Origin of the sequence: Nonomuraea corallina (assembly GCF_027620315.1) — a bacterium.
Classification (GTDB): domain Bacteria; phylum Actinomycetota; class Actinomycetes; order Streptosporangiales; family Streptosporangiaceae; genus Nonomuraea; species Nonomuraea corallina.
Map to the genome: position 1 here is coordinate 65646 of NZ_JAPNNL010000011.1, position 11678 is coordinate 77323.

11 protein-coding genes are annotated in these 11678 nt (G+C 71.1%); 5 read left to right on the forward strand and 6 right to left on the reverse strand.

The window, feature by feature from the left end; translation table 11 throughout:
- Positions 1-2: 2 nt before the first annotated feature.
- Positions 3-1286 (forward strand): activator-dependent family glycosyltransferase, encoded by a 1284-nt coding sequence (locus OUY22_RS05060; protein WP_270153565.1) that lies wholly within the window; start codon positions 3-5, stop codon positions 1284-1286.
- The gene (locus OUY22_RS05065; RefSeq protein WP_270153566.1) at positions 1286-1816 is read left to right on the forward strand and encodes a flavin reductase family protein; all 531 of its coding nucleotides are present in this window, start codon (positions 1286-1288) and stop codon (positions 1814-1816) included. Before OUY22_RS05060 ends, OUY22_RS05065 begins: the two co-directional genes overlap by 1 nt.
- 1 nt (position 1817) lies before the next feature.
- Here OUY22_RS05065 and OUY22_RS05070 read toward each other — a convergent pair whose 3' ends face one another.
- The 6 genes from OUY22_RS05070 to OUY22_RS05095 all read right to left on the reverse strand — a co-directional run bounded on the left by OUY22_RS05070 (position 1818) and on the right by OUY22_RS05095 (position 7876).
- Positions 1818-2447 (reverse strand): response regulator transcription factor, encoded by a 630-nt coding sequence (locus OUY22_RS05070; protein ID WP_270153567.1) that lies wholly within the window; start codon positions 2445-2447, stop codon positions 1818-1820.
- Between the two features lie 12 nt (positions 2448-2459).
- Positions 2460-3905, reverse strand: a complete 1446-nt coding sequence (locus OUY22_RS05075; RefSeq protein WP_270153568.1) for an acyl-CoA carboxylase subunit beta — start codon at positions 3903-3905, stop codon at positions 2460-2462.
- A gap of 176 nt (positions 3906-4081) precedes the next feature.
- Positions 4082-4675, reverse strand: coding sequence for an LmbU family transcriptional regulator (locus tag OUY22_RS05080; RefSeq protein WP_270153569.1), 594 nt, complete (start codon positions 4673-4675; stop codon positions 4082-4084).
- A gap of 320 nt (positions 4676-4995) precedes the next feature.
- Positions 4996-5829 (reverse strand): ABC transporter permease, encoded by an 834-nt coding sequence (locus OUY22_RS05085; RefSeq protein WP_270153570.1) that lies wholly within the window; start codon positions 5827-5829, stop codon positions 4996-4998.
- Positions 5826-6806: an ATP-binding cassette domain-containing protein gene (locus OUY22_RS05090; protein WP_270153571.1), complete on the reverse strand. Its 981-nt coding sequence runs from the start codon at positions 6804-6806 to the stop codon at positions 5826-5828. Before OUY22_RS05090 ends, OUY22_RS05085 begins: the two co-directional genes overlap by 4 nt.
- Positions 6807-6910: 104 nt before the next feature.
- Positions 6911-7876: a helix-turn-helix transcriptional regulator gene (locus tag OUY22_RS05095; RefSeq protein WP_270153572.1), complete on the reverse strand. Its 966-nt coding sequence runs from the start codon at positions 7874-7876 to the stop codon at positions 6911-6913.
- A 136-nt stretch (positions 7877-8012) separates the two neighbouring features.
- Here OUY22_RS05095 and OUY22_RS05100 point away from each other — a divergent pair, with 136 nt between their 5' ends.
- From OUY22_RS05100 to OUY22_RS05110, 3 genes are read left to right on the forward strand one after another with little or no spacing between them, the layout of a single operon-like run.
- Entirely contained in the window at positions 8013-9080 is a 1068-nt protein-coding gene (locus OUY22_RS05100; RefSeq protein ID WP_270153573.1) for a glucose-1-phosphate thymidylyltransferase, read from the forward strand.
- The gene (gene rfbB, locus OUY22_RS05105) at positions 9077-10012 is read left to right on the forward strand and encodes a dTDP-glucose 4,6-dehydratase (protein ID WP_270153574.1); all 936 of its coding nucleotides are present in this window, start codon (positions 9077-9079) and stop codon (positions 10010-10012) included. The genes OUY22_RS05100 and rfbB overlap by 4 nt, the downstream gene beginning before the upstream one ends.
- A 1-nt stretch (position 10013) precedes the next feature.
- Positions 10014-11621, forward strand: a complete 1608-nt coding sequence (locus OUY22_RS05110; RefSeq protein ID WP_270153575.1) for an FAD-dependent oxidoreductase — start codon at positions 10014-10016, stop codon at positions 11619-11621.
- The last annotated feature ends 57 nt before the right edge of the window (positions 11622-11678 follow it).

Sequence of the window (11678 nt, forward strand, 5' to 3'; positions counted from 1 at the left end):
CGATGCGCGTGCTGCTCACGGCGTTCGCCATGGACGCCCACTTCAACGGGATGGTGCCGCTGGCGTGGGCGCTGCGCACCGCCGGGCACGAGGTCAGGGTGGCCAGTCAGCCGGCGCTGACCGGCAGCGTCACCGGCGCGGGGCTGACCGCCGTGCCCGTGGGCGAGGACCACCGGGTCGAGCAGGTGATGGCCGCCGCCGCCCCGGGGGTGTTCGCCCTGCACCAGAACGCGGACTACCTGGAGGGCCGCACCGAACTGCTGGACCGGGCCTTCCTGGAGGCCTCGACCACGATGCTCACGGCCACCTTCTACTCCCAGATCAACAACGACTCCATGATCGACGATCTGGTCGGTTTCGCACGCCGGTGGCGGCCCGACCTGGTCATCTGGGAGCCGTTCACGTTCGCCGGGGCGATCGCGGCGCACGTCACCGGGGCCGCGCACGCGCGCCTGCTGTGGGGGCCCGACCTCTTCCTGAAGGCGTACGAGCGATTCCAGGAGCTGCTGGCCATCGAGCCCGAGGAGCGCCGGGACGACGGCCTGCGCGAGTGGCTCACCTGGACGCTGGCCCGCCACGGGTGCGCGTTCAGCCCCGAGGTGGTCACCGGCCAGTGGACGATCGACCAGATGCCCGCCGGCGTGCGCTTCGAGCTGGACCAGCCGCTGGTGCCGATGCGGCACATCCCGTACAACGGGCCGCTGCCGGCCGTGGTGCCGCCGTGGTCGCGGACTCCCCCGGAGCGTCCCCGGGTGTGCGTCACGCAGGGCATGACCGCGCGCACAACGGGCTTCTCCGGGCTGGACGCGGTGGCCGAGCTGCTGGAGGCGGTCGCCGAGCTCGAGGTGGAGGTGCTCGCGACGGTCGCGGAGGGCGAGCGGCTGCGTCCCCTGCCGGGCAACGTGCGGGTGGTGGACAGCGTCCCGATGCACGTGGCGCTGCCGGACTGCGCCGCGGTGCTGCACCACGGGGGCGCGGGCACCTGGTCGAGCGCGGTCTTCTACGGCGTGCCCCAGCTGAACCTGGCCTGGCAGTGGGACGACGTCTACCGCGGCCGGCGGCTGGAGAAGCTGGGCGCCGGCATCTACCTGCCGCCGGGACCGGCCAGGGAGGCGGCCGGGGTCAGGGACAGCCTGGCCCACCTGCTGAGCGAGAGCTCCTTCAGGGAGGGCGCGGCGCGGATCCGCGAGGAGATGCTCGACTGCCCGACGCCGAACGAGGTGGTGCCGACGCTGGAGGACCTGACGGCGGCCCATCACCGTGCCCCGCTGAGCCCGTCCGGCTGATGAGCGGCGACCCGCCGGTGAACCGCGACCTGCCGGGCCACGCCGGGGAGGAGCAGTTCCGCCGGGCGCTGGCCGGGCACGCGGCCGGGGTCGTGGTCGTCACGGCCGCGGTGGGGGACGTGCCCGTGGGGCTGACCGCGACCTCGTTCTCCTCGGTCAGCCTGAGGCCGCCGCTGGTGTCGTTCTACATCGGTCAGTCGTCGTCCACGTGGCCGTGGCTGCGCAAGGCGGAGCGGTTCGCGGTCAACGTGCTCTCCGCCGGCCAGGCGGACCTCGCGGCCCGCTTCGCCCGCAGGAACGGCGACCGTTTCGCCCCGCCGACGCACTGGCACACCGACCCTCTGGGCACTCCCCTGCTGGACGGCGTCGCCGTCCACCTGACCTGCGCCCCGTACACCACCACGGACATCGGGGATCACGTGCTGGTCGTCGGCCTGGTCCTCGGCACGCGGATCGCCGGGTCCGGGGAGCCGCTCCTCTACCATGGGGGACGCTTCGGGCAGTTCATCCCGGACGGGGACACCCGGTAGCTCAGTAGATCCAGCCGGCTTCCCTGGCGATGCGGATCGCGTCGATGCGGTTGCGGGCCTTCAGCTTGCTCACGATGACCGTCAGATAGTTGCGTACGGTCCCCGACGACAGGAACAGGCGGCCGGCGATCTCCCTGGCCTCGTCGCCCTCCGCGGTGAGCTGGAGGACCTCCAGCTCACGCTCGGTCAGCGGGCAGTCGACGCACTCCCACGCGGCCAGCGTCACGTCGGGATCGAACACCCGGTCGCCGGCCGCGACCCGCCGGATGGCGTCGGCCAGCCGCTCGGGTGACGACTTCGTCAGCATCAGCCCGCCCAGCCCGGCCGACAGCGCCTGCCGTACGGTGGGGAGCTTGGCGAGGCTGCTGATCAGCAGGGTCTCGCAGCCGGGCAGGTTCTGCTTCAGCTCGACCGCGGCCTCCAGGCCGTCCTTGCCGTTGAGGTCGGCGTCGATGACGGCGACCCGCGGGTTGCGGTGCCTGGCCGTGGCGATGATCTCCTTGCCCGCGGGCACCGCCCCGACGACCTCGATGTCGGACTCCAGCTCCAGCAGTGCGACCAGGGCGCCCCTGACCAGGTCCATGTCCTCACCGACGATGACCCGGATCACGTCGTTTCTTCTGGCCGGCATGTCGGTACCCCATCACTGCGGAAGGTTGTCGTGGCGGAAGCGGGGGCGCACGGCACTGGCCAGCGTGCGCAGGGTGGCGGCCAGGACGGACCTGGTCTGCCAGGGTTCGATGATCTCGTCGGCGGACAGCCGCTCGGCGGGGAGGTGGGAGGCCATCACCTCGCGCTCGTAGTCGGCCATGAGGTCCTGGCGGGCGGACGGGTCGCGGCCCAGTTCGCGCCGGTAGACGATGTCCACCGCCCCTTCGACCCCCATGACGGCCATCTGCGCCCGCGGCCAGCAGAAGACGGCGTCGGCGCCGAGCGACTTGGAGTTCATCACGATGTAGGCCCCGCCGAACGCCTTGCGCAGCACCACGGTCAGCCGCGGCACGGTCGCCTCGGAGAAGGCGTAGAGCAGCTTGGCGCCCTTGCGGATCACCCCGTTCGACTCCTGTTTGGTGCCGGGCAGGAAGCCGGAGGTGTCCACGAGCGTCACCAGCGGCACGCCGAAGGCGTCGCAGAGGCGGACGAACCGCGCCCCCTTCTCGGAGGCCGAGATGTCCAGCGCGCCGGCGAGGGCCTGCGGCTGGTTGGCGACGACGCCGACCGCGCGGCCCTCGATCCGGGCGAAGCCGATGACCAGGTTGCGGGCGAAGCGCGCCTGGAGTTCGAGGAAGCTGCCGCCGTCGACGATCCCGTCGATCACCTGGCGCACGTCGTAGGCGGTGCGCGGGTTGTCCGGCAGCGCGGGGAGGACTCCCGGCGCTGCCGGTTCGGCCATGGGCACCTCGGACCAGCACGAGTCGGGCAGGTACGACAGGACCCTGCGGGCCAGGTCCATCGCCTCGGCGGGGTGGTCCGCCACCAGGTGGACCACTCCGGACTGGCGGGTGTGCACCTCCGATCCGCCCAGTTCGCCCGGAGTGACGTCCTCGAACGTCACGGCCTTGACCACCTGGGGACCGGTGAGGAACATGTGGGCGCCGTCGCGCAGCATGATGACCACGTCAGTCAGCGCGGGCGAGTAGACGGCGCCGCCGGCGCAGGAGCCGAGGATCAGGCTGAGCTGCGGCACCCGGCCGGAGAGCTGGGCGTTGGCCCTGAAGATGGCCCCGTAGCCGTCCAGCGCCGCGAGCCCTTCCTGGATGCGGGCGCCGCCCGAGTCGAGGAGCCCGACGACCGGGATCCTGGCCCGTTCCGCCTGGCGGAGGACGCTCACGATCTTCGCGGCGTGCATCTCCCCGAGCGAGCCGCCGAGGACGGCCGAGTCCTGTGCGTACAGCCCTACCGGGCGGCCGCCGATGGTCGCGTTTCCCGTCACCACCCCGTCACCGACGGGCCGCTTGGCATCCATGCCGAATGCGGTGACCCGATGCCGGGCGCGACTGCCGAATTCCAGAAAGGAGCCGGGGTCGGCCAGCATGTCGATGCGGCGGCGGACGTCGATGTCGCGAATCTGCTGCGCGACTGAGGTCATCGCAATACTCCGCATTTTCCGTTAATCGTTCACTTGTTATCGGAATGCAATGCAAACATCGCGCGTTCTCGAATGTCAAGCGCCCGGACGGTTCCCGCGACGTTGTTTGAGATTTCATCGGAACGGCAGCGAAAAAAGCCGCCGAGAATGCGGCCCGTTTGTTCGATATCGAGCGGTCAGCTGTCGGTCGAGGCCTCGTCCAGGGTCTCCGCGATCCAGTCGACCAGGGGCAGCCCGGCGGCGTCCGCGGCCTGCGCCCAGCGCTCCGCGCGATCGGTGTTCAACGGTATGACGACCTGTTCGGGTCGCTGCTCGCCGCCCGTGCGCAGCCTGCGGCGTTCACGCAGCTCCCGGCGAAGGCGTTTCACCGACCACTTCTCCTTTTCCGCCCGGGTGAGCCAGCAGTCCTGATCCTGCTCCGGCAAGGAGGCCGTCTCGGCGTGGTGCTGCAGGCTGAGCCCGTCCCGTCGACGGGACGCCGGGAACTTCCGCGCCACCCAGGCGTAGTTGCGCAGCGTCTGGTAGTCGAGAGAGGTCTCCTCGATCACCAGGCGGTAGCGGTCGGGAAAGGCCCGCTCCCCGTACACCAGCCAGTCCCCCAGCCACCACGCGGAGGACTCCGTGATCCTCTTCAGGTGCTGTCCGACGCGCCGCCACGATTCGAGGGTCAGCCCCATCGGCATGCGCAGCTCGACGGCGCCCGCCTGGACGCCGGTGTCCATCCCGAGCCGGCCCCGGCCGTACGGTCCGCTCTCGCGGACTACCCGCACCGAATCCGCCTGTGCTACCCGCGGCAGTCCGCCCAGATTCCTTTCGTGATCGTTGATGTGTGCGCTCATGGAGGTCGGGCTCTCCGTAGGAGGAAGCCGGCCGAGGGTTCGCCTCGGCCGCTACAGGGACAATCCTTCACAGTTATCCGCGACGGAGCAGGTTAAACGTGATTCGGAAAACGCTGCGCGCGGCGCCTTCCGGACAGGAGAACAGCGTATTCGTGCGGACCGGAAACGCGGGGCGGAAAATGCGCGAGACCCTGCGAGAACGCCGGCAGATCAGCCGCCGGCCCGCCTTTTCCGGTCCCCGGAGAAGCCCGTCAGCGCGCGTTCTTGTTCCGGTAGAGACGGACGGCGAGCGGCGCGAACACCACCGTGATCGCCGCCGAGATGATCAGCGCCCCCATGACGTCCCAGAAGCCGGCCGTCCCGTGCATCAGCGCGCGCGACGCCGTGGCGGCGTGACTGATCGGGTTGAGCTGCACCAGGGTCTGGGTCCACGACGGCATCGTGTCCGGCTGGACGAAGATGTTGCTGGTGAACACCAGCGGATAGATCACGATCATGCTGGTGCCCGAGACCCGTTCGGGGACGCTGGCCACCACGCCGATCGCGGCGAAGATCCAGCTCACGCTGAACCCGAACACGATCAGCACGGCCATGGCCGCCAGCACGCCCGGGAGACCGCCGCCGGGCCGGAAGCCGAGCAGCAGCCCCAGCCCGATCGTCACCGACAGGGCGATCACGTAGCGGACCACGTCGCCGAGCAGGTTGCCGGCGATGGCCGCGGGCTGCCAGAACGGGAGTGTGCGGAACCGGTCGAAGACGCCCTTGTTGATGTCGGTGTTGATCGCGGTGCCGGTGTAGACGGTCATCAGGATGACGCTCTGCACCGCGATGCCCGGCAGGAAGAACTGCAGGTACTCCTGGGTGGAACCGGCGAAGGCCCCGCCGAACATGTAGGTGAACAGCAGCAGGAAGATGATCGGCAGCAGCATCATGTCGATGAGCTGGGCCGGGAAGTGCTTGAACGCCATCGCGCCGCGCCACAGGTGGGTGACCGTGGCCGACAGCGCGCTCGCGCGGGGCGGCCGCTCGCGTACGGACACGGCCGCCAGGACGGGGTCCGCGACTCGCGGGGTGGACGATGTCATGCTCTGCTCTCCTCCCTGACCGGCGCGTCCTCGGCCTTGCGGCCGGTGAGCGTCAGGAACACCTCGTCGAGGCTGGGCTGCCGCACGGCGAACTCGACGGTCTCGATCGACTCCCCGGACAGGGCGCCCAGGGCCTGGATGACGCGTGCGCCGTCACCGGCCCCGGCCGACAGGCGGGCCGGGTCGGCCGCCAGGCGCACCGGCACGCCGAGCTCGCGGGTCAGCAGCTCCCCGGCCCGGGGACGCTGCCCGGGGTCGCGCAGCCGCACGTGGAGCGTGGCCGAGCCGACCGACGCCTTCAGCTCGCTCGACGGGCCTTCGGCGATGATCCTGCCGTGGTCGACGACCGCGATGCGGCCGGCGAGTTCGTCGGCCTCCTCCAGGTACTGCGTGGTGAGCAGGATCGTGGTGCCGGATTCGACCAGCGCCCTGACGATGTCCCACACCTGGTTGCGGCTGCGTGGGTCCAGCCCGGCCGTGGGCTCGTCGAGGAAGAGCAGGTCGGGGGTGACCGTCATACTGGCGGCGATGTCGAGCCGCCTGCGCATGCCGCCCGAGTAGGTGCTGACCAGCCGGTCGGCGGCGTGGCCCAGGTCGAAGGCCGCGATCAGCTCGGCCGCGCGTTCCCGCGCGCGCTGCCGGCCGTAGCCCTGGAGCCTGCCCATGAGGATCAGGTTCTCCGTGCCGGTGAGCGCGTCGTCGACCGAGGCGGCCTGCCCGGTCACGCTGATGCGCCGCCGTACCCGGTCGGCCTCGCCGACCACGTCGTGGCCGAAGATCGAGGCGCTGCCGCCGTCGGGCCGGAGCAGCGTGGCGAGCATGCGGATCAACGTCGACTTCCCGGCGCCGTTGGGGCCGAGTACGCCGTAGACGACGCCGGGCGGGATCTCCAGGTCGATCCCGTCGACGGCTTTCGTCTCGCCGAAGCTTTTCCGCAGGCCTGCGGTTCGTATAGCTGGCGTGCCGTTACTCGTCATGTTCCCGACCATAGCCGCGGGCGCGGTCAGTTCTTGGCCGCATTGTCCGGCGGAGTGTTTTCTCCAGCGATTCTCCACGGGTACTCGACGGAAACTGGACCGCTTTATCCGCCTCCGCCGGAAACGGCCCGGTCGAGCCGGCCTGACAGCATGCGGATGTACTCGATCAGCTCCGGCGGCTCGTGCACCTCGAATTCGACGTCGAACATGCCGACGGTGAGCGCCAGCCACTGCAGCGAGTCGGCGGCGGTAAGCAGCCGGCACGTGTCCTGGTCCACCTCGGTGAGGATGCCGTCGCGCGGCCTGACACGCTCGGCGATCCGGGCGAGCGGCGCGTGGAAGGTGATCAGCGCGCGGTAGCGGGCCAGCGACGACGTGATGGACTCGGCCACGTAGGAGGCCACGTCCGCGGCGGGCAGCTCGCGCGGGCTGAAGCGCTCCCCCGTCGGGTAGGGCGCCGAGAGCCGGTCGACCCGGAAGGTGCGCCAGTCGTCCCGCCTGAGGTCCCAGGCCATCAGGTACCACTTCCTGGCGACGTGGACCAGCCGGTACGGCTCGACGAAGCGGCTGCTCCCGGCGCCGTCGCGGGTGGCGTACCCGAACCGGAGCCGCTCCCGGTCGCGGCACGCCTGCGCGATCACCATGAGGCACTCGGGGTCCGCGACGGGGCCCGGCACGGTGATCGGCACGGTGTAGTCCTGCAGCGTGGACACCCGTCGGCGCAGGTGGGCGGGGAGCACCTGTTCCAGCTTGGCCAGGGCGCGCACGGAGGTCTCCTCGATGCCGGCCACCGAACCGCCGGCCGCGGTGCGCAGGCTGATCGCGACGGCCACCGCCTCCTCGCCGTCGAGCAGCAGGGGCGGCATGGCCGTGCCCGCCTCCAGTTGGTAGCCGCCGTGCGCGCCCGGCGTCGCGTGCACCGGGTAGCCCAGCTCGCGCAGCCGGTCGATGTCGCGGCGCAGGGTGCGGGGGCTGATCTCCAGCCGCTCGCACAGCTCGGCTCCCGACCAGTAGCGGCTGTGCTGGAGCAAAGACAGCAGACGCAGCATGCGCCCGGGCGTGTTGGCCATGACGCCATCGTGACACGCATCGCGGTCAGCATCCGGCCGCAATCAATCCAGAAATATCCGTCAATATGATTCCTTCACGCATGGAGATGAATGTGCCCCATTACGCACGACGGCAGCGATTTTTATCCTTATTCAGGTGAAGGGACTCATGCTCGCCGGAGGTTCGGGCACCAGATTGCGCCCCATCACACACACCTCCGCCAAACAACTCGTGCCGGTCGCCAACAAACCCGTGCTGTTCTACGGCCTGGAGGCGCTGGCCGCCGCCGGAATCCGGGAACTCGGCATGATCGTGGGCGACACCCATGCCGAGATCGAGGACGCGGTCGGCGACGGCTCGCGGTTCGGTCTCGAGGTGACCTATCTGCGGCAGCGCGCACCGCTCGGGCTCGCCCACGCCGTGCTGATCGCCCGCGACTACCTCGGGGACGACGACTTCGTCATGTACCTCGGCGACAACTTCATCGTCGGCGGCATCGACGACATCGTCGCCCGGTTCGCCAGGGACCGTCCGTCCGCCCAGATCATGCTCACCCGGGTCAACGACCCGCGGCAGTTCGGCGTCGCCCAGCTCGACGACACCGGCCGGGTGGTCGGCCTGGAGGAGAAACCGCAGCACCCCAAGAGCGACCTCGCGCTCGTCGGCGTCTTCCTGTTCACCCCGGAGATCCACGAGGCGGTCGCCGACCTGAAGCCTTCGGCGCGCGGCGAACTGGAGATCAGCGACGCCATCCAGTGGCTGATCGAGGAGGGCCGCCGGGTGGAGTCGCTCACCATCTCCGGCTACTGGAAGGACACCGGCAACGTGACCGACATGCTGGAGGTCAACCGCCTGGTGCTGGAGTCGCTGGAGAGCCGGGTGGACGGGCGGGTCGACGGCGACAGCGAGCTGATCGGCCGGGTCGTGGTCGAGCGGGGGGCGGTCGTCGAGCGCTCCCGGGTCGTCGGCCCCGCCATCATCGGCACCGGCTCCCGGGTCTCGGGCAGCTACGTCGGGCCGTTCACCTCGATCTCGCCCGACTGCGCGGTCGTGGCCAGCGAGATCGAGTACTCGATCATGCTCCCCCGGGCCTCCATCACCGGGGTCTCCCGGGTGGAGGCGTCGCTGATCGGCCACGAGGTCCAGGTCACCCCCGCGCCCGACACGCCCCGCGCCCACCGGCTGGTGCTGGGCGACCACAGCCAGGTCCAGCTGAGCTCATGAGGCGGATCCTGATCACCGGCGGCGCCGGCTTCATCGGCTCGCACTTCGCCCGGTCCCTGCCCGACGCCGAGATCACCGTGCTGGACAAGCTCACCTACGCGGGCGACCGGGCCAACCTGGAGGGCGTGCCGCACACGTTCGTGCACGGCGACCTCTGCGACGCCGGACTGCTGAAGGAGGTGGTCCCCGGGCACGACCTGGTGGTCAACTTCGCCGCCGAGTCGCACGTGGACCGCTCGATCGAGGGCGCGGCCGTGTTCGTGCGCACCAACGTGCTGGGCACCCAGACGCTGCTCGACGCCTGCCTGGAGGCCGCGGTGCCGAAGGTTGTGCAGGTCTCCACCGACGAGGTGTACGGCTCGATCGACGCCGGGTCGTGGACCGAGGACGCCCCGCTGCGCCCCCGCTCGCCGTACGCGGCCTCGAAGGCGGGCGGCGACCTGCTCGCCCTCGCCTACGCGGTCACCCACGGCCTGGACGTGTCCATCACCCGCTGCGGCAACAACTACGGGCCGTGCCAGTACCCGGAGAAGATGATCCCGCTGTTCGTCTCCCGCCTGCTGGACGGCCGCAAGGTCCCGCTGTACGGCGACGGCCGCAACGTGCGCGACTGGATCCACGTCAGCGACCACTGCGCGGCGATCCGCCTGGTCGCCGAGAAAGGCCGGCCGGGCGAGGTCTACCACGTCGCCGGCACGGCCGAGCTGACCAACCTGGAGCTGACCGGACGCCTGCTGGCGGAGTGCGGCGCCGGCTGGGAGATGGTCGAGCACGTCGAGGACCGCAAGGGCCACGACAGGCGCTACTCCCTGGACGACGCCAAGCTGCGCGCCCTCGGCTACCGGCCGCGGGTCGGCTTCGCGTCCGGGCTGGCCGAGACCGTCCGCTGGTACGCCGACCACCCCGGACGGCGCGCCCGCCACGAGGAGTGACATGACCCACCTGATCGTCGACAAGGCCGACCCCCGCTACCCGGATCTGGCCCGCCGCGGCATCAACGCCCGGTTCCCGGCGAGCCCCGCGAAGATCGTCCTTCCCGGTGAGACCGCGCAGGTGGTGCGGGCGGTGCAGGAGGCGGTGGGCGCGGGCGAGCGGCTCGCCGTGCGCAGCGGCGGGCACTGCTTCGAGGCGCTCGTCGACCACCCCGGGACGCAGACCGTGCTGGACCTGTCGGAGATGAAGGCCGTCGGCCTCGACCCGGAGACCGGGGCGTTCGCGGTGGAGCCGGGCGCGACCCTGGGGTCGATGTACCGGACCCTGTTCCTGCGCTGGGGCGTCACCGTGCCCGCGGGCCGCTGCCCCGAGATCGGCGTGGGCGGCCACGTGCCGGGCGGCGGGGGCGGCGCGCTCTCGCGCCGCCACGGGCTGTCGGTCGACCACCTGTACGGCGTGGAGATGGTCGTGGTGGACGACTCCGGGCGGGCGCGTGCCGTACGGGCGACCAGAGAGCCGGACGACCCGCACCGCGACCTGTGGTGGGCCTGCACCGGCGGCGGCGCGGGCGGGTTCGGCGTCGTCACCCGGTTCCTGTTCCGCTTGCCGGGGAGCGAGCGGGTGCTGAGCGAGGGAGCGCTGAGCGAGCGGGCGTTGAGCGAGGGGGCGTTGAGCGAGGGGGCGCTGAGCGAGGGGGCGTTGAGCGAGGGGGCGCTGAGCGAGGGGGCGTTGAGCGAGGGGGCGTTGAGCGAGGGGGCGCTGCCCGCGCCGCCCGCCGCGGTGACCAGGAGGACCTTGCGCTGGCAGTGGGCCGACCTGGACGAGGACGGCTTCGTCGCGCTCGTGCGCGCCTTCTCCCTCTGGCACGAGCGCAACAGCGGGCCCGGCGCCCCGGGCGCCCTGCTCGACAACAGCCTGACCCTGCCCCGCGCCGGCGGCGGGCCGATCACCCTGGAGACCGCTGCCGAGGACGGCGGCGCCGGGCCGGAGGTCGCCGCCGCGTTCGTCGCCGAGGTCTGCCGCGCCGTGCGGGCGACGCCCGAGACGGAGGTCTCGACCAGCCCGTTCCTGGCCGCCACGCTCGTCCCCGACGAGTACGCCGGGGTGAGGGGACGCTTCAAGTCGAAGGCCGCCTTCCTGCGCTCGTCGTGGCCGGAGGACACGATCGCCGGGCTCTACCGCAGGCTCACCGACGAGTCGTCGTACCGGAACCCGGCGGCCGCCTTCTACCTGCTCTCCCACGGCGGCGCGATCAACGCCGTCGGACCGGCCGACACGGCGATGGCCCACCGCGACGCGGTGCTCAAGGCGTACGGGTCGGTGTTCTGGTGGGACACCCGCGAGGACGACGTGCACCTGAGCTGGATCCGGGAGACCTACCACGAGCTGTTCGCCGGGACGGGCGGCGTCCCCGACCCGGACCGCGGCCACGGCGGGGCGTTCGTCAACTACGCCGACGCCGACTTCACCGACCCGGGCCTCAACGGCAGCGGGGTTCCCTGGCACCGGCTGTACTTCCGGGACAACTACCCGAGGCTGCAGCGGGTGAAGGCCCGCTTCGACCCTCTCGACGTCTTCCGGCACGCCCTGTCGGTCCGGCTGCCGTGACAAAGGCCGCCGTGACAAAGGCCGCCGTGACAAAGGCCGCCGTGACAAAGGCCGCCG